Genomic DNA, 18,115 nt, shown 5'->3' on the forward strand with positions numbered 1-18,115 from the left:
AGCTTCGCGTCCACTGCGTCCGGGACCCGCATTCACTGGAGACATCACATGAAGATCGCATTCATCGGAATCGGCCACATGGGCGGCCCCATGGCCCTCAACCTGCACAAGGCCGGCCACGCGCTCAGCGCCTTCGACCTCTCGGCCGAGGCCTGCAAGACGCTCGCTGCCGAAGGCGTGCCCATCGCCGGTTCGGCGGCCGACACCCTGGCGGGTGCCGAGGTGGTGATCAGCATGCTGCCCGCAAGCCAGCATGTGGAATCGCTCTATTTCGGCGGCGAGAACCAGTCCGGGCTGCTGGAGCGGATCGCGCCCGGCACGCTGGTGATCGACAGCAGCACCATCGCAGCGGCGACCTCGCGCAAGCTGGCGCAGGCCGGTGCGCGGCGCGGCGTGGCGGTGATCGACGCGCCGGTCTCCGGCGGCACCGGTGGCGCCATTGCCGGCACGCTGACCTTCATGGTCGGCGGCGCGGCGGCAGACCTCGAGCGCGCGCGGCCGGTCCTGGAGAAGATGGGCGCCAACATCTTCCATGCCGGCGAGGCCGGGGCAGGGCAGACGGCCAAGATCTGCAACAACATGCTGCTCGGCATCCTGATGATCGGCACCTCCGAGGCCATCGCGCTGGGCGTGGCCAACGGGCTGGACCCGAAGGTGCTGTCGGAGATCATGCGCCGCAGCTCGGGCGGCAACTGGGCGCTCGAGAAGTACAACCCGCTGCCCGGCGTGATGGAGAACGCGCCCGCCTCCAAGGCCTACGCCGGCGGCTTCGGCACCGACCTGATGCTCAAGGACCTGGGCCTGGCCCAGGAGAACGCGGCGGCGGTGCGGGCTTCGACCCCGCTCGGCGGGCTGGCGCGCAATCTCTATGCGGCGCACAGCCTGGCGGGGCATGGGGCGCTCGATTTCTCCAGCGTGATCAAACTGCTGCAGAAAGCCGGCTGAGCCGCCGCCGCTTGCACGGGCAGTGCCCGGCGCGCGCCAACCGTGCCGTACCCCCGCAGGCGTGGCCGACCGGTCGCGCGGCGGAACGCAACGTGCCCGCACGCCAACAATTGCACGCACCCTGACTGTTACCTGCGCCCCGCGCCTCCAAAGGCGGCTTTGCGCACGGGCGAGTGCCTACCATCCGGCATCCCCGCCCGCGCCTTTGCCGCATATGAAGCATTTCCATCGACTCCTTCGCTCGAAGGGCCGCCTGGCCCTCGCACTCGTCCTCGCCCTGGCAGCGCTCGCCGCCGCAGCCGTGTTCCTCCACCTGAACGACCCCTCGCCCGCCGGCCGGCTCGACGGGCCCGCGCAGGAAATGCGCCGCGCGCCGGAGGCCTGGACGGCGGTCGAGAAGGATGGTTCGGACCTGCTGCGCGACTTGCGCACCGGCCGGGTCGGCGCCGTGGGCCTCGCGCCCAACGCGCTGCTCGTCTCCACCATCGAGGGCGAGCGCTACTTCGTCGTCGACGGGCGCGGCTCCTTCGCCGCGCTGGCGGTCGCGCAGGCCAAGGAACCCGGTGCGCAGCCCTTCCAGCTCGTCGTGCTGCCGGACAGCACGGTGGGTGCGCCGGCCGCGGACAACCGCCTGCTCGCGACCGCGCGCGACCTGGCCGGCATCTTCCTGCCGCTCCTGCTGATCGCGTTCGTCGTCTACACGATGCGCGAGTCGATCGGGGGCGGCGCGAAGCTGGTCGAGGCGCCGGCCGGCGTCGGCTTCGACGACGTCATCGGCGCAGGCGAGGCCAAGCATGCGCTGCAGGACATCGTCGACTACCTGAAGGACTCCGGCCGCTACCGGGCGATCGGGGCGCGGGCGCCGTGCGGCGTGCTCATGCTCGGCGGCCCCGGCGTGGGCAAGACCCTGCTGGCGAAGGCCTTGGCCGCCGAATGCGGCGCACGCTTCATCGCCACCAACGGCAGCGAGTTCACGTCGAAGTTCTACGGCGTCGGTGTCCAGAAGGTCAAGAAGCTCTTCGAAACCGCGCGCAAGAATGCGCCCTGCATCCTGTTCATCGACGAACTGGACGGCATCTCGAAGCGCACGTCGGCCGGCGCGGGGCCGGCCGAGTCGGAAAGCAACCGCATCATCAACCAGCTGCTGGTCGAGATGGACGGGTTCGAGGCCAACGAGGGCGTGATCGTGGTCGGTGCGACGAATCTCGAGGAGCACCTCGACGAAGCCCTGCTGCGCGAGGGCCGCTTCGACCGCCGCGTCCACGTCAAGCTGCCGGACGTGCGCGACCGCGGGGCGATCTTCAGGCTGTACACGGGCAAGCTGCGCACCGAAGGCACCATCGACCACGAACAGCTCGCCCGGCTGACCACCGGCCTGTCGCCGGCCACCATCGCCCACATCGTCAACCATGGGGCGCTCGTGGCGGCGCGCGCGAACAGCCGGGTCGTCACGATGAGCCACCTGATGGAAGCCATCGAGACGACACGCATCGGCGAGCTCAACGGCGCGCAACGCGCGCTGGGCGAGCGCGAGCGCCGCTACATCGCCGTGCACGAGGCGGGCCACGCGCTGGTCTCGGCGGTGCTGGGCTACGGCAAGGTGGAGAAGGTCACCATCCTGCCGCGCGGCGGTGCGCTGGGCGTCACGCTCGTCACGCAGGAGGAAGACCAGACGCTGCTGCTCAAGAGCGACATGGAGAAGCACATCCAGATGCTGCTTGGCGGGCGCAACGCCGAGCTGGCCGTTTTCGACGAGGCGTCGAGCGGCGCCAGCCAGGACCTGCAGCAAGCGTCCAAACTGGCGCTGGACATGGTCGGCCGCTACGGCTTCGGCCAGGACGGCACGCTCTTCAGCATCGGCGCGCTTCCGGCGCAGCATGCGTCGCGTCAGATCGCGGCGGCAGTGCGGCAGGCCGACCGGCTGCTCGACAACCTGAACCTCCAGTGCCAGCAGCTCATGCGCGCACATCGCGGCGCGCTGGACGCGCTGACGCAAGAGCTGCTCGCCCACGAGACGGTCTCGGGCGAACGGGTGCTGGCGCTGGTCGCGCAATGCCAGCCCATGGCGCTCGCCGCGTGAGAGGACCCGCGCTTCCTTCGAGACCACCGAGGAAACCGGCGGCGATGGCAACCTGAAGTCGATGCGGTAAAGCCGCGGGGGCAGGCTAATAGCCCAACTGCAGCGGATTGCGCCGCGCCACGTCGCGCCGCGTCTGTTCGCGCACCACGCTGCAGTGCGGATGCCTGGCGAACTGCGCCTTGGCGCATTGCTCCGCTTCGCAACGCGCCGCTGCGATGAAGTTGAGGTGCGCGCAACCGGGGCGCGGGTCGGCCGCACTCGGGCGGGCGACGACCTTGCGGGACTCTTCCGTGCGCACGGCATGCGCGTCGTTGCCGCGGCGCGGCGCCGGTACCACCTGCACCAGTTCGCGCTGCGCCGGCCCGGGGGCCACGAAGCTCTCGAACGGGTCCAGCGCCTCCGCGGGGCGCACCGGTTCCGTTGGCGGCGGCTTCTGGTAATCCATGGGCGCTTGCGGAGGCTTCGCCACGCTCACCCGCGCCGGCTGCGGCGAGGCGGCGGCGACAGCCGCGGGCGGCGGGCCGGCCGGCGGATTCGACGGCACCTTGCGCGTCACGTAGGCATACCAGCTGACGAAGGCCGTGGTGATCAGCACCGACAGCACGGCGAAGCGAACCCAGAAGGCGCGTGTCTCGATCGGCAGCATGCCGGGCGTCGGCGCCTCGGGGGACGGCGGCGCCAGTGGACGGCTCCCGAGCGCCTTCATGCTCTGCAATGCGGACGGTCCGGTGGCGGCAAAGGCCGGCAGCTTGGCCGCGCAGCCCTTGCAGAACTTCGCGCTCTCGCGGTTCTCCGTCCCGCACTGGTCGCAGACCACCGGCATCTCAGATCTCCCGGGCGAGCCCCCGCGCAGTCAGCAGGGCCTTGAGCCGCCGAACTTCATGCTCGAGGTCGAGGATCAGCGCTGCGGCATCGAGCCCGACGCCGAAGTCGCGCTCGAGCCGGCGTGCGTCGAGCGCGCACTGCAGGTCCACGCTGTGGAAGCACCAGTCGTCCGGCCGTTCGGCGGGGCTGCGCACCTCGACGATGCCGACCTCGACCAGCTGGACGACCCAGTCAATTTCGGCGCCGCAGGCATGCGCGAGTTCGCCGGCGCGCAGCGGATGGGTGGCACCGAGCGTGGCGGTGTCGAAGGACGGGTTGGCCATGTCGTCACACTCCCAAATGGCGGCGCGGGGCAAAAGGGGCTGCCTGCGCCAACTGTTCGTAGGCCTTGCGCGCGACCTCGGTATCGGCCGGCGGCAGAGCGATTTCCAGCAGCAGGTAAAGATGGCCCGGCGGCTGGCCCGGCAGGCCGCGCTCCTTGAGCCGCAGCTTGAGGCCGTTGCGTGCGCCGCGCGGCACCGTCACCTCGACCACGCCGCCGCCAGGCGTGGGCACCTTCACCTGGGCCCCCAACGCGGCTTCGGTCGGCGTGACCGGCAGCGTCATGTAGAGATCGCGGCCGTCGATGCGGTAGAGCCCGTGCGGCGCGATGCGCACTTCGAGGTACAGGTCGCCCGGCGGCTCGCCGCCATGCCCCGGCATGCCTTGCCCGGCGAGGCGGATGTACTGGCCCGGGTGCACGCCGGGCGGGATCTTCACGCTGAGCGTGCGCGTCTTCCACTGGGGCATGCCGTGCTCGTCGAGCGTCTGGGAGCGAAGGGTGATCTCGCGCTCGGCCCCTTTCAAGGCATCTTCCAGGGCGATCTCGATCGCTGCGTGATGGTCTTCGCCACGCGCGCGGTATTGGCGCCGCTCCGCGCTGCGCCGCTCCGCGGCGCCGAAGAGCGAGGAGAAGAACTCGCTGAATTCGGCATGGTCCGCAGGCCCCTGGCCCGGCCCGCGGTGGAACTCGAAGCCCTGGTCCCAGCCCGGCGGCGGCTGGAAGCCATCGCCGGAGCCCGCGCCGGCATAGCGACCGTGCGCGACCTGGTCGGCCAGCGCGTCGTAGGCGGCGCGCTTCTCCTTGTCGCGCAGCACGTCGTTGGCCTCGTTGATCTCGCGCATGCGCCGGTCGGCGTCGGGTTCCTTGCTGACGTCCGGGTGGTACTTGCGCGCCAGCTTGCGGTAGGCCTTGCGGATGTCTTCTTCCGACGCGTTGCGCTCGACGCCGAGGGCCTGGTAGTAGTTCTTGAAATCCATGTTCGGTGAGGATGGCTGGGTGGAGCCGCCAGGGGGCAGGCCTCAAGCGACGGCCGCGCCGCCCCCCGAATGGTGCAGGAGCGGCTTCACGGCCCATGTAGGACCGCTTCGCTCGAAGCGCAAGGGCTGGGCATTGCCGAGCACGCCGGCCTCGAGCGGCACGCCCAGCGCTGCCGCCAGCACGAAGAGCGAGCCGCCGTGCGCCACGATCAGCACCGGCGCCGGATGCGCCAGCGCCGCGGCCAGCGCCGCGCGCTTGCGCGCGACGAACTGGGGCAGGGTTTCGCCGCCCTCGGGCGCGCAGGCCCAGTCCAGCTCGGCGGAGGAGGTGCCGATCAGCGCGCCGAAGTTGCGCTCGCGCAGGCCTTCGAAGCGCAGCGGCGCCATCCCCAGGCCGGTGGCGACCGCATGGGCCGTGTCGAAGGCGCGCCGGGCATCGCTGCACACCACGCTGCGGATGGGTTCGCCGGCCAGCCGCTCGGCGGCCTGCGCCGCCTGCGCCAGCCCGAGCGGGCTCAGCGGCGTGTCGACCGACTGGAAGATGCGCTGCGCATTGCCTGCGGTCTGGCCGTGGCGCAGGAAGTAGAAATGGTCGCAGGCCGGTGCCAGCGGCTGGGCCGCGGCCAGTTCGATCAGTCGGGCAAGGCCGTCTTGCATGTGCATTTCAGCGCTCGCCCGGCCGCCCGAAGGGCGCAGCGCCCCCTCGGGGGCAGCGATACACGAAGTGACGAGTGTGGAGGCGGTTCATTTTCAGTAAGCGAGTCGAAGCGGTGCGCCCACGCGCTGCGCCTCGATGTCGGCCCGGTGAAAGGGCAGAGGATGCCACTGCTTGGCGGCGAACAGCGGCAACTGGTCGTAGGCATGCGGCGAGGCAGGATCGCTGCTCTGACCGTAAGTCAGGATGGCCTGCGCCACCGGCCCGCGCTCGTCGAAGCCCACCACCTGCATGTAGCTGCTGCCGAAGTTGATGTCGTAGCCCTTCGGATCGATCAGCGACTGGCCCTGGCTCTCGACCTTGTTGAGCACGCCCTCGAACTCGTCGCCGCCGTGGATCGCGATCTTCTGCCCGCGCACCATGCGGGTCTGCACCTCGCCCAGCGGCACATCGGCCGCGAAGCCGGCAGTGCGCACGATGCCGACCGCCTCGCCCAGCGCCTTGAAAACCGCGTCGCGCGTCGCCGGCGTGGCCATGTCGAGGCCGGTCGGCGTGACCACGGGTCGGGCCGGGTCGAAGGGCACGCGCCAGACCTTGGGCACGTTCCTGGCCTTGCGCCAGAACTCGCGGAAGAGCGGCGCGCCCTTCGATGCGCTGTTGCTGGTGCGGTCCCAGGCAGCGAGCACGCGGCAGCCGAGCGCCTGGTCGACCGTGAGCGCAGCGGCGTTGGCGCTGCAGGCGCTGGCCAGGTCGTCCATCACCAGCATGCCGGCCGTGTTGCGGTCGCGGAAGATCACGCTGCGGAGTTCCGCCGCGCCCATCCGGTTGCCGGGCAACCCGTCGCTGCCCGCCAGCCGGGCCTCGATTTCCTGGATGCCGCTGCGCGTGCGCAGCCGCTGCGGCGTGCCGACGAAGCCGACCAGCGGCGAAATGCCGGCGGGCGGCGCGATGTGCGGGTTGCTGAGCCAGTAGCTGTCGTTGCTGTTCTGCACCCAGTCCGGCGTCAGCACCACCGGCATGCGCTGCGGCGGCGTCACGCCGGCCATGGCGGCCGCCGGGTCGCGCTGCCAGGCGCAGGCCGAGCGCGAGCCATCGAGCACCGCCAGGCCGGTCGCGTTGAGCAGCGCGGCGGCGCGGGGCGAGGGCGCGCAGGACTTCAGCATCTCGGCGGAAACGTCGGGCACCACCGAGAGGTCGGCATACATGGCGTTGCCCTCGCGGTCGGCGGCGATCGTGTTGATCCACGGCATGCCCTGGTTGCCCATCGCGGCGCGCAGGTCGCCCACGTTGCGCGCCCGCGCCATCTGCATCCAGCTCTGGGCCGAGCGCACATTCAGCGTGTTGGCGTCGCGGATCGCGTAGGCCGTGGTGGCGCTCCAGCCCAGGCCGGCACGCGGCAGCACGAGCACCGGGCCCCATTCGGTGTCGTAGAAGGTCTTTGCCGCCGGCGCACCGCCGGCGTCGGGCAGGCTGACGAGGCGCGCCGTCATCTTCCGGCGCTGGCCGTCGACCAGGTAGACAGTCGGGTCGGCCGGATCGAGCTTGAGCTCGTACAGCGTGAAGCGCTTGCCGGTGGACACGGTGTGGGTCCAGGCCACGTCCTTGTTGAAGCCGATGGCCACCACCGGGCTCAGGCCGCCGGTGACGCCCATCACGTCCATCCGGCCCGGGATGGTGAGGTGCATTTCCCAGAAGCGGTTGATGCCGGTCCATGGAAAGTGCGGATTGCCCAGCACCAGGCCGCGGCCGTCGGGGGTTGCGTTGCGGCCGAAGGCCCAGCCGTTGGAGCCGAGTTCGCCGCCTTCGACGTTGGCATTGAAGGCGTGACGGGCGATCTCCGCAACCGCTTGCTCCAGCGGCACCGGCGCCGCGCCGGTCTTCGTGCCCGGGGCCGGCGGTGCTGCCGCGAGCACGGCTCCGGCGAACGCGGCGAGGCCACCCTGGATCATCGAGAGCTCGGTGGTGCGCGACAGGTCGGCCTGCGTCATCGGCCGCACCCAGGGTTTGTTGCGGCAGGCCTCGGGCAGGCCTGCCGGGCCGGTGTCCTGCAGATAGCGGTTGTAGCCGGCGACGTAGCCGCGCAGCGCCGACTTGACTTCGTCGCTGGTCGAGGCCGAGGCGCGCGCCAGCGCGGCGCCGTCCATGTGGGCCCGCACGAACAGGTCGATCTGGGCATTGGGCAACTGGCCCAGGCCCAGCGTGCCCGTGCCCTGCGGGCCGAGGAACCGGGATCGCTCGCCGCGAGCGGTCAGCAGGTGCTCGGCGGTCTGACAGACGTTGTCCTGGGCGTGAGCGTAGGCCACGCCGTAGGCGATTCCCTCGTCGTCAGGGGCGGTGATGTGGGCGATGCCGTAGCTGGTGCGCTCGATGGTGACGCTGCGCGAGCCGGCTGCCGGCGCTGTCGCGCAGGCCGCAAGCAGGGTTGCCAGGGCGATGCCGATGCCGCAGGGGGCGAGGCGGAAGGACGTCATGTTCAGTACTTCTGAGTGAAAGAAAGGCTGATTAGAGGTTTCCCGTGCAGGCGACGATTGCGTGATAACCCGGGTCGCGTGTCGCGCAGGTGCCAGCCCTTGCACGCCCGCGGCCTCAGCTGCCGAAGCGGGCGTGGTACCAGCCGGCCGCCTGCATGCGCGAAGCCAGGTCGAGCCGATCCAGAATGCGCGCGACATGGCGCTTGACGGTGTGCGGGCTCAGGTCCAGGGCCCGTGCGATCAGCTTGTTGCTCTGGCCTTCGGCCAGCAGCGCGAGCACCTGCAGTTCGCGTTCGCTGAGGCCTGCATGGTCGGCAGTCGACGCTCGCGGCCTGTCGTGCGACCCTGCCTTGAGCCGACGCGTGGTCTCGATCCATTGCCGCAAGGCTGCCAGCCCTTCCTGGGTCGCGGACGCGCCCCATGAGGCGAGCGACAGTTCCGTCAGGCTCTGCACGCCAGTGGCCAGGATTTGGCCCACGTTGCCGCTGGCAATCGCCCGTTCGATCACGGGCTCCAGCGCTTGCCAGGCTGCGGTCGGTGAGCCATTGGCGAGCTCGGCGAGAGCAAGCCGTGTTCGAACCATGGCTTCGAGGAACATCGTGTCGAACGCGGCGCATATTTCGGCCAGTTCGCGCAGCGTTGTCAGCGCCTCGCCCATGCGCCCGTCCCGCAGTGCCAGCAGCGCCTTGAAGCTGCGTATGAACATCTGCATGTTTGGGATCTCACGGCCGATCCCGGCGTCGAGTGCGGGCAGGAGCATGCGCACGGCCGGCCAATCCCCGATCGCCGCGGAGACCCTCACGGCAATGGCGAGGGATGCCAGGCGCAGGTCGCTGGTCGGGTCGAGCGAAGAGGCGTGTTCGGCGATGGCGTCGCGGGTCTGGCGTACGGCCTCTTTGTCATCGCAGACGATCTGGTAATTGACCTTCAGCGTCAGCAGCCGGATGCGCGAGCCCGTGGGCTGGCCCAGCCACCGGGAATCGTCCTCGAGGACCTGGAAAGCGCCTTCGAGCTGGGCGATCTTGCCCTGCCAGAAAAGCAGCCAGGCTTCCATCAAGTTCGCGCTGGCTTGCAAAGACCAGTGTCCGTCGCTTGCGACCGACCGGGCGCCGTGAACGATGCGCTGCATCTGTGCGCTCACCCCCGGGCGGCTGATGAATACATTGATGCGGGGGATGCAGCGAAACCACAGTTCGGGACTGCCTCCCTGCATCAGCAGGTCGACCATCCTGGCGAGGTGATTGCCGGGGCCGCCGACCGGGCCGTTGCGGCCTTCGTACCAGAAGTCGAGCAGTTCGCTGAGGGTCTCGGTTTCGAGGTCCATCGGTTTCGATCGAATGGCCTCGCTGAGGCGCCGGGCATCCGCCATCTGTCCGCAGAAGAACATGGCCAACGCCTGCATCGCGCGCGCCCGCTGCGCGTCATCGTGCCGTTGCAGCGCGTCGAAGCCGGCCGCGGCGCGCTCCATCGCCGACCTGACGGCGCCGTACTGGTAGGAGGGCCAGGCGCGCCAGCCTCGGACATAAGCCAGCAACGGCGAGTTTGCCTGCAGGTCGCTGGGGAATTGCTCGACGATGCGAATCACCTGGGCCCCTTCATCGCGCGCCAGCATGTCGCCCGTCGCGTCCATCAGGCTCTGCTGTGCCTCGTCCCAGGCGCTCGCACGCACGAGCATGAGCGTGCGGCGCACAGGATCTTCTTCGCCCTGTGCGGCCAGGCGCAAGAGCGCCGGCACCTCCTCGGGATGGAGCCTGCGCAGCCGCTCTTCCAGGAAGTCGCGAAAGAGATCGTGCAGGCGCAGCGTCAGGTTGTCGCTGTCGAGCACGGAGGTGAACAGCCGGCGCCGCTCGATCTCCTCCAGCAGTTCGGCCGCGCGCGGATTGCCACTGAGTTGCGCGCAGCGCGGCACCGTGAGTTCCGGAAGCAAGGCGCAGCGCAGGAGAAATTCCTGCAGCTCATCCGGCAAGTCTTCGAGCACCTCGCTGGCGAGATAGTCGAACAGGCGTCGCCGGTTGTGCCACACGCCGGTGGGCGCTTTCCTCGCGGATCGTTCCGATGCTTCCAGGCTCAAGCTGAGCCCGGCGGCCCAGCCCTGGGTCCTATCGAACAGGCGTTCGGCCTGTTCGGGGTCGTCATGACCGGTGGCATGGCGCCACAGTGCCTGCACTTCCTTTCGGGAGAAGCCGAGGGCCGTCTCGTCGAACTCGGCCACTTCGCGCCGTGCGCGCCAGCGTCCCAGCGGCAGCGGCGGCTCCGCGCGCGTCGCGATCACGAAGGTCCAGTTCTGCGGCAGGCCTTCGAGCAGATGGCGCAGGAACTCGAAAACGCGGGCGTCGGAAACGGCATGCAGGTCGTCCAGCACGATGAGACCTCGTGCCGTGTCGGTGGCTTCCAATGCGCCGAGCAAGGCGGACGCCGCCTCGCGCAGCCGTCCCTGGGCGACCCGCTCGAGCAAGGCTTCGGGGGCGAGGCGCCATGGCGGGTCCAGCGGTTCGAGTGCCTCGATCAGATGTGACAGCAGTCGCTGGAGGTCGTCTTCCTCGTCCGCGGTGAGCCAGGCCACGGCGCAACCGGCAGGCAGCCGCTGCAGCTGGCGCGACAGCGCGGCCGTCTTGCCGTAGCCGGCGGGCGCCACCAGCAGCACCAGGCGGCGGCTTGAGAGTGCATCGCCGAGCTGCTCTTCGAACTCGCTGCGCTCGATCAGGCCACTGCGGAAGCGAGGGGTCTGGATCTTGGCTCTGGCCAGGCTGGCGGTTTGCATGGAGGCGGACTATAGGGGCTGCATTCGAAGGTCCGCACGCGCCGCGAGGCGCGGCGTGGCGTCTCAGCCAAGGCGTTGCGTGCGGTACCAGTCGGCCGCCTGCATGCGCGAAGCCAGGTCGAGCCGGTCGAGGATGCGCGCGACGTGGCGCTTGACGGTGTGCGGGCTCAGGTCCAGGGCCCGTGCGATCAGCTTGTTGCTCTGCCCTTCGGCCAGCAGGGCGAGCACCTGCAGTTCGCGTTCGCTGAGGCCCGCGTCGTTGGCGGCGGAGGCACGCGGTTTCTCCTGCAAGCCTCCCTTGAACAGCCGCGCGCTCTCCACCCATTGCCGCAGGACCGCCAGTCCTTCCCTGGAAGCCGCGCCTCCCCATGCAGCGAGCGACAGCTCGGTCAGGCTCGGCACGCCCGTGACCAGGATCTGGCCCACGTTGCCGGTGGCCGCGACGCGCTCGATCAGCGGCTCCAGCGCTCGCCAGGCTGCGGTCGGGGAGCCGTCGGCGAGTTCGGCGAGCGCAAGGCGGGTCCGTACCGTGGCATCGAGACTGTTCGTGTCGAGTGGGGTCGACCTCGTCGCCAGCTCGCGAAGGATCGTCAGCGCTTCGCCGACGCGCCCTTCATGCAGCGCCAGCTGCGCCTTGAAGCTGCGAAGGAACATCTGCATGCTGGGATTTTCCCGGCCGACTTCGACCTGGAACGCAGGCAGGTGCAGGCGCACGGCCGCCCAGTCGCCGATGGCGGCGGAAGCGCGCACGGCGATGGCCAGGTAGGCCAGGGGCAATTCGCCCGAGCGCTCCAGCAGGGAGGCATGCGCCACGATGTCGTCGCGGGTCGCACGCACGGCGTCCCGGTCGTCGCAGGCCACGTGGTACATGACCTTCAGGGTCAGCAGCCGGATGCGCAAACCCGCGGGCTGGCCGAGCCACTGGGAGTCCTCCTCGATCCGCTGAAACGCGAGCTCGAGCTCCGCGATCCTGCCCTGCCAGAGAAACAGCCAGGCCTCCGTCAGGTTGGCGCTGGCCTCCAGCGACCAGTGTTCGTGGCCTGTGGCGGCCCTAGCACCGTGGACCATGCGCTGGATTTGCGCGCTCACCCCCGGGCGGCTGATGAGGATGTTCACGCGTGCCATGCAGCGGAACCACAGTTCGGCGCTGCCCCCCTGCATCAGCAGATTGACGACCTTGGCCAGGCGGTGGCCGGGTCCCTCGGCCGGGCCGTGGTAGGCCTCGTACCAGAAGTCGAGCAGCTCGCTGAGGGTCTCGGTCTCGAGGTCCATCGGCTTCGAGCGAACAACCTGGCCGAGCCGCCGCGCATCCGCCATCTGGCCGCAGAAGAGCATGGCCAGCGCCTGCACGGCGCGCGCGCGCTGCGCGTCGTCGTGCCGCCCCATGGCGTCGAAGCCGGCAGCGGCATGTTCCATCGCCGACCGAACTGCGCCGTATTTGTAGTGCGGCCAGGCGCACAGGCCGCGGACATACGCCAGCAGGGGCGACCGGGCCTGGATGTCGGCCGGGAATTGTTCGACGATGCGAATCACCTGGGCACCCTGGTCGCCCGCCAGCATGTCCGCCGCCGCGTCGGCCAGGCTCTGCTGTGCCTCGTCCCAGGCGCCTGCGCGCACGAACATGAGCGCGCGGCGCATGGGGTCTTCTTCGCCCTGGGCGGCAAGGCGCAACAGCGCCGGCACCTCCTCGGGATAAAGCCGGCGCAGCCGCTCCTCCAGGAAGTCGCGAAAGAGATCGTGCAGGCGCAGCGTCAGCGCTTCGCTGTCGAGCAAGGAGACGAACAGCCGGCGGCGCTCGATCTCCTCCAGCAGATCGGCCGCGCGCCGATTGCCGCTGATCTGCTCGCAGCGCGGCACCGTGAGCTCGGGAAGCAGGGCGCAGCGCAGGAGAAATTCCTGCAGCTCGTCCGGCAAGCCCTCGAGGACTTCGTTGGCCAGGTATTCGAAGAGGTGGCGTCGGTTGTGCCAGACGCTTTTGGGCGCCTTCGCGGCGGATCGTTCCGACGCTTCCAGGCTCAGGCTGAGCCCGGCGGCCCAGCCCTGGGTCCGTTCGAACAGGCGTTCGGCCTGTTCGGGGTCTTCATGGCCGGTGGCGTGGCGCCACAGTGCCTGCACTTCCTTTCGGGAGAAGCCGAGGGCGGTCTCGTCGAACTCGGCCACCTCGCGCCGCGCGCGCCATCGCCCCAGCGACAAGGGAGGTTCCACCCGCGTCGCGATCGCGAAGGTCCATTTTTGCGGCAGGCCTTCGAGCAGGTGGCCCAGGAATTCGTAGAGGCGCGCGTCGGCCACGGCATGCAGGTTGTCGAGCACGATCACGCCCTGTTCCGTGTCGGTGGCTTCCAATGCGCCGAGCAAGGCGGATGCCGCCTCGCGCAGCCGTCCCTGGGCCACCAGCTCGAGCAGACCCTCGGGCGCGAGGCGCCACGGCGGGTCCAGCGGTTCGAGGGCCTCGATCAGGTGCGACAGCAGCCGCTGGAGGTCGTCTTCCTCGTCCGCGGTGAGCCAGGCCACGGCGCAACCGGCAGGCAGCCGCTGCAGCTGGCGCGACAGCGCGGCCGTCTTTCCGTAGCCGGCGGGCGCCACCAGCAGCACCAGGCGTCGGCTCGTGAGTGCATCGCCGAGCTGCTCTTCGAGCTCGCCGCGCTCGATCAGTCCGCCGCGAAAGCGCGGGGTCTGGATCTTGGCTCTGGCCAGGCTGGCGGACTGCATGGGTGAAGCGGACTATAGACCTGCAAACCATTGTTTGCGATAACGATCGCAGCCGCTGCGATAGCGCTTTCAGCCCTGCGACGGAGGCTTGTGCTGGTCGGTGAACCGTGAGCGGTACCAGTCGGCGGCCTGCATGCGCGAGCTCAGGTCGAGCCGGTCGAGGATGCGCGCGACGTGGCGCTTGACGGTGTGCGGGCTCAGGTCCAGGGCACGTGCGATCAGCTTGTTGCTCTGGTTGTCGGCCAGCAGGGCGAGGACTTCGAGTTCCCGGCCGCTGAGGCCCGCATCGTTGGCGGCCGGCACCTCCGGCCGCTCGTGCGTTCCGGCCTCGAGCTGCCGCGCAGTCTCGACCCATTGGCGCAACACCGCCAGCCCTTCGCTCGACGCGGCACCGTCCCATGCGGCGAGCGACAGCCTGCTCAGGACCCGCACGCCGACCACCAGCACCTGGCCGACATTGCCGCTGGTCACGACGCGTTCGATCAAGGGTTCCAGCGATTCCCAGGCGGCTGCTGGCGAGCCCTGGGCGAGCTCGGCAAGGGCGAGCTGGGTCCGGACGGTGGCATCGAGGTACATCGTGTCGAGCGAGGCCGATTCGGCCGTCAGCTCGCGAAGCGCCGCCAGTGCCTCGCCGAGCCGCCCTTCGTGCAAGGCCAGCTGCGCCTCGAAGGCGCGAATGAGGCCCTGCATGCTGGGGGTCTCACGCCCGAGCTGGAGATGGAGCTCCGGCAAGTACATGCGCACGGTCGGCCAGTCCTCAATCGCAGCGGATGCCATGACGAGCGCGACGTAATAAAGCAGGGGCAGACTTTCGGAGCGGTTCAGCAACGAAACATGGGCCACGATGGCGTCGCGGGTCGCGTGCACGGCGTCCGTGTTGCCGCAGGCCGCCTGGTACAGGACCTTGACTGCCAGCAGCCGGATGCGCAAGCCAGCAGACTGGCCCAGCCACTGGGAATCTTCCTCGACGCTCTGGAACGTGGCTTCCAGCTCGGCGATCCTGCCCTGCCAAAGATGGAGCCAGGCTTCGGTGACGTTCGCCGCGATCTGCAGGGACCAATGCCCGTCGCCTGCAATGGCCCTGGCGCCGTTGACCATGCGCTGAAGCTGCGTGGTCACGCCCGGGCGGCTGATGAACAGGGCAACGCGAGTGATGCAGCGAGACCACAGTTCGACGCTGCCCCCCTGCATGAGCAAGTCGATCACCCGCCCAAGGTGGTCAGCCGGTCCGTTCAGAGGGCCGTGGTGGCCCTCGTACCAGAAGTCGAACAGTTCGCTGAGCACCTCGGCTTCGTGGTCCATGGGCTGGGCGCGGACCGCCCGGCTCAGGCGCCGCGCATCTTCCATCTGTTCGCAGAACAGCAGGGCCAATGCCTCAGTCGCCCGTGCGCGTTGCGCGTCCTCGTGCCGCCCCAGCGCATCGAAGCCGGCCGCGGCATCGGCCATGGCCGAGCGGACTACGCCGTACCGGTAGAGCGGCCAGGTGCACAGGCCGCGGGCATAGGCAAGCAGGGGCGAGTGCGCCTGAATCTCGGGAGGGAACTGCTCGATCACACGAAGCACCTGGGAGCGCTTGTCGTCGGCCAGCATGTCTGCCGTCGCGCCGGCCAGGCTTTGCTGCGCCTCGTCCCAGGCGCCTGCGCGCAGGTAAATGTGCGTGCGCCGCACGGGATCTGCCTCGCCTTGGGCCGCACGGCGCAGCAGCGCCGGTACTTCGTCCGGATGGCGCCGGCGCAGGCGCTCCTCCAGGAAGTCGCGGAAGAGGTCGTGCAGTCGCAGCGTCAGCTCGTCGCTGTCGAGCACGGAGATGAACAGCCGGCGGCGCTCGATGTTCTCCAGCAGCCGGGCCGCGCGCGGATTGCCGCTGATCTGTACGCAGCGCGCGACCGTGAGCTCGGAAAGCGGCGAGCAGCGCAGAAGAAACTCTTGCAGTTCACTCGGCAAGTCTTCGAAGACTTCGCTGGCCAGATATTCGAAGAGATGGCGCCGGTTGTGCCACACGCCTGTGGGCGCCTTGGCCGCCGCTCTTTCGGATGTCTCGAGGCTGAGGCAAAGCCCGGCGGCCCAGCCCTGCGTGCGGTCGTGCAGGCGCTGCGCCTGCTCGGGGTCCTCCCTTCCGGTGGCATGGCGCCACAGCGCCTGCACTTCCTTCCTGGAGAAGCCGAGCGCTGTCTCGTCGAACTCTGCCACTTCACGCCGCGCACGCCAGCGACCCAGGGCCAGCGGAGGCTCCACGCGCGATGCGATCACGAGCGTCCAGTTCTGCGGCAGGCCTTCGAGCACGTGGCCCAGGAACTCGAAGACACGGGGGTCGGAAACGGCATGCAGGTCGTCCAGCACGATCACGCCGCCGCCGCAGGTCTCGGTGGCTTCGATCGCGCTGAGTACCGCAGACGCCGCCTCGCGAAGCCGGCCTTGGGCCACCCGCTCGAGCAAGGCTTCGGGCGCCAGGCGCCAGGGCGGGTCCAGGGGTTCGAGTGCTTCGATGAGGTGATAGAGGAAGCGATGGAGGTCGTCTTCCTCATCCGCGGTGAGCCAGGCCACGGCGCAGCCGGGCGGCAGCCGCTGCAGCTGGCGCGACAGCGCGGCTGTCTTGCCGTAGCCGGCCGGCGCCACCAGCAGCACGAGGCGCCGGCTCGTCAATGCATCGCCGAGCTGCTCTTCGAGCTCGCTGCGCTCGATCAGGCCACTGCGGAAGCGGGGCGTCTGGATCTTGGCTCTGGCGAGGCTGGCGGACTGCATACTCAGTTGCCGAAGCGCACGCGGTACCAGTTTGCCGCTTGCATGCGCGAGGCCAGGTCGAGCCGGTCGAGGATGCGCGCGACATGGCGCTTGACGGTGTGCGGGCTCAGGTCCAGCGCGCGGGCGATCAGCTTGTTGCTCTGGCTGTCGGCCAGCAGTGCGAGGACTTCGAGTTCGCGTGCACTGAGGCCAGCGTCGTTGGCAGCCGGCACCGGGGGCTGCTCGTGCGTTCCGGCCTTGAACCGGCGCGCAGTCTCGACCCATTGGCGCAACACCGCCAGCCCTTCACTCGATGCGGCACCCCCCCATGCGGCGAGCGACAGCTTGGTCAGGACTTGCATGCCTGTGAACAGGACTCGGCCCACATTGCCGCTGGCCGCTGTGTCTTCGATCAAAGGCTCCAGCGCCGCCCAGGCTGCTGTCGGTGAACCATCGGCGAGCTCGGCGAGCGCAAGCCATGTTCGGACCGTGGCATCGAGGTACATCGTGTCCAGCTGGGTTGATCTTGTGACGAGCTCGCGAAGCGTCGTCAGGGCTTCGTCCACGCGTCCTTCATGCAATGCCAGCTGCGCTCCGAAGGTGCGCAGGAACATCTGCTGGCTGGGGTTCTTGACGACCTCGCCCTGGAGCGTGGGCAAGAGCATGCGCACCGCCTGCCAGTCCCCGACGGCAGTCAGGGCCAGCATGACGACGCTAAGGATGGCCAGAGGCAGATCGCTGGAGCGGTCGAGAGAGGAAACATGCGCGACGATGGCGTCGCAGCTGGCGCGCACGGTGTCCTTGTCGTCGCAGATCACCTGGCAATAGACCTTCAGGGTGAGCAGCCGGATGCGCAAACCCACGGGCCGGCCCAGCCAACGAGAGTCTTCTTCGATCCTTTGGACCGCGGCCTCCAGCTCGGCGAACTTGCCCTGCCAAAAAAGGAGCCCGGCTTCCGTCAGGTTCGCGTTGGCCTGCAGGGACCAGCGTTCATCGCCTGTGGCGGCCCTGGCGCCGTGGACCAGGCGCTTGATCTGAGCGCTCACCCCCGGACGGCTGCTGAATACATTGACACGGATCATGCAGCGAAACCACAGTTCGGCGCCGCCCCCTCGCGCCAGCAGGTCGACCACCCTTGCAAGGCGATGGCCGGGGCCCTCGAGCGGACCGTGGTAGCCCTCATACCAGAAGTCGAGCAGCTCGCTGAGCGTCTCGGTTTCCAGGTCCATGGGCTTGGCGCGAACCACTTGGCTCAGGCGCCTGGCCTCTTCCATGTGGCCGCAGAAGAAAGTGGCCAACGCATGCATCGCGCGGGCGCGCTGCGCATCCTGATGCCGGCCCATCGCGTCGAAACCAGCAAAGGCCTGCTCCATGGCCGACCGCACGGCGCCGTATTGGTAATGCGGCCAGGCACACAGGCCGCGCGCGTAAGCCAGCAAGGGCGACCCGGCCTGAATGTGAGCCGGAAACTGCTCGGCCATGCGAAGCACCTGGGCGCCTTCATCGTGGGCCAGCATGTCCGTTGCTGCGTCAGCCAGGCTCTGCTGCGCGTCATCCCAGGCACCCGCGCGCACGAACATGAGCGTGCGTCGCACAGGATCTTCTTCGCCCTGTGCGGCAAGGCGCAGCAGCATCGGCACTTGATCGGG

The 18,115-nt window shown here is 69.3% G+C and carries 11 protein-coding genes; 2 read left to right on the top strand and 9 right to left on the bottom strand.

The window, feature by feature from the left end; all coding sequences use genetic code 11:
- Nucleotides 1-48: 48 nt before the first annotated feature.
- Together mmsB and J2739_RS25860 are read left to right on the top strand one after the other, a co-directional pair.
- Nucleotides 49-945 (top strand): 3-hydroxyisobutyrate dehydrogenase, encoded by an 897-nt coding sequence (mmsB, locus tag J2739_RS25855; protein ID WP_309907054.1) that lies wholly within the window; start codon nucleotides 49-51, stop codon nucleotides 943-945.
- Between the two features lie 214 nt (nucleotides 946-1,159).
- The gene (locus tag J2739_RS25860; RefSeq protein WP_309907056.1) at nucleotides 1,160-3,025 is read left to right on the top strand and encodes an ATP-dependent metallopeptidase FtsH/Yme1/Tma family protein; all 1,866 of its coding nucleotides are present in this window, start codon (nucleotides 1,160-1,162) and stop codon (nucleotides 3,023-3,025) included.
- Nucleotides 3,026-3,110: 85 nt separating this feature from the next.
- Here the strand turns inward: J2739_RS25860 and J2739_RS25865 are convergent, their stop codons facing one another.
- From J2739_RS25865 to J2739_RS25905, 9 genes are all read right to left on the bottom strand, one after another.
- Nucleotides 3,111-3,848 (bottom strand): hypothetical protein, encoded by a 738-nt coding sequence (locus J2739_RS25865; RefSeq protein ID WP_309907058.1) that lies wholly within the window; start codon nucleotides 3,846-3,848, stop codon nucleotides 3,111-3,113.
- Between the two features lies 1 nt (nucleotide 3,849).
- Complete coding sequence (locus J2739_RS25870) at nucleotides 3,850-4,173, bottom strand: chaperone modulator CbpM (RefSeq protein ID WP_309907060.1); 324 nt, start codon at nucleotides 4,171-4,173, stop codon at nucleotides 3,850-3,852.
- 4 nt (nucleotides 4,174-4,177) lie between these two features.
- Complete coding sequence (locus tag J2739_RS25875) at nucleotides 4,178-5,149, bottom strand: DnaJ C-terminal domain-containing protein (RefSeq protein ID WP_309907062.1); 972 nt, start codon at nucleotides 5,147-5,149, stop codon at nucleotides 4,178-4,180.
- A 42-nt stretch (nucleotides 5,150-5,191) separates the two neighbouring features.
- Nucleotides 5,192-5,806: a histidine phosphatase family protein gene (locus J2739_RS25880; RefSeq protein WP_309907064.1), complete on the bottom strand. Its 615-nt coding sequence runs from the start codon at nucleotides 5,804-5,806 to the stop codon at nucleotides 5,192-5,194.
- Nucleotides 5,807-5,899: 93 nt separating this feature from the next.
- Complete coding sequence (locus J2739_RS25885) at nucleotides 5,900-8,275, bottom strand: acylase (protein ID WP_309907065.1); 2,376 nt, start codon at nucleotides 8,273-8,275, stop codon at nucleotides 5,900-5,902.
- Between the two features lie 115 nt (nucleotides 8,276-8,390).
- Entirely contained in the window at nucleotides 8,391-11,036 is a 2,646-nt protein-coding gene (locus J2739_RS25890) for a helix-turn-helix transcriptional regulator (RefSeq protein ID WP_309907067.1), read from the bottom strand.
- Between the two features lie 63 nt (nucleotides 11,037-11,099).
- Nucleotides 11,100-13,745 (bottom strand): helix-turn-helix transcriptional regulator, encoded by a 2,646-nt coding sequence (locus J2739_RS25895; protein ID WP_309907069.1) that lies wholly within the window; start codon nucleotides 13,743-13,745, stop codon nucleotides 11,100-11,102.
- 69 nt (nucleotides 13,746-13,814) lie between these two features.
- On the bottom strand, nucleotides 13,815-16,487 hold the full coding sequence (locus tag J2739_RS25900; protein WP_309907071.1) for a helix-turn-helix transcriptional regulator: 2,673 nt from the start codon (nucleotides 16,485-16,487) through the stop codon (nucleotides 13,815-13,817).
- 2 nt (nucleotides 16,488-16,489) lie between these two features.
- On the bottom strand, nucleotides 16,490-18,115 hold a 1,626-nt coding region (locus tag J2739_RS25905), incomplete at its 5' end, for a helix-turn-helix transcriptional regulator (RefSeq protein ID WP_309907073.1).

It is taken from the genome of Variovorax soli (assembly GCF_031454625.1).
In the GTDB taxonomy this organism is placed as follows: domain Bacteria; phylum Pseudomonadota; class Gammaproteobacteria; order Burkholderiales; family Burkholderiaceae_C; genus Variovorax; species Variovorax soli_A.

Coding starts and splice junctions, on each gene's coding strand:
- mmsB (WP_309907054.1), top strand. CDS start 49: ATGAAGATCGCATTCATCGGAATCGGCCACATGGGCGGCCCCATGGCC.
- J2739_RS25860 (WP_309907056.1), top strand. CDS start 1,160: ATGAAGCATTTCCATCGACTCCTTCGCTCGAAGGGCCGCCTGGCCCTC.
- J2739_RS25865 (WP_309907058.1), bottom strand. CDS start 3,848: ATGCCGGTGGTCTGCGACCAGTGCGGGACGGAGAACCGCGAGAGCGCG.
- J2739_RS25870 (WP_309907060.1), bottom strand. CDS start 4,173: ATGGCCAACCCGTCCTTCGACACCGCCACGCTCGGTGCCACCCATCCG.
- J2739_RS25875 (WP_309907062.1), bottom strand. CDS start 5,149: ATGGATTTCAAGAACTACTACCAGGCCCTCGGCGTCGAGCGCAACGCG.
- J2739_RS25880 (WP_309907064.1), bottom strand. CDS start 5,806: ATGCAAGACGGCCTTGCCCGACTGATCGAACTGGCCGCGGCCCAGCCG.
- J2739_RS25885 (WP_309907065.1), bottom strand. CDS start 8,275: ATGACGTCCTTCCGCCTCGCCCCCTGCGGCATCGGCATCGCCCTGGCA.
- J2739_RS25890 (WP_309907067.1), bottom strand. CDS start 11,036: ATGCAAACCGCCAGCCTGGCCAGAGCCAAGATCCAGACCCCTCGCTTC.
- J2739_RS25895 (WP_309907069.1), bottom strand. CDS start 13,745: ATGCAGTCCGCCAGCCTGGCCAGAGCCAAGATCCAGACCCCGCGCTTT.
- J2739_RS25900 (WP_309907071.1), bottom strand. CDS start 16,487: ATGCAGTCCGCCAGCCTCGCCAGAGCCAAGATCCAGACGCCCCGCTTC.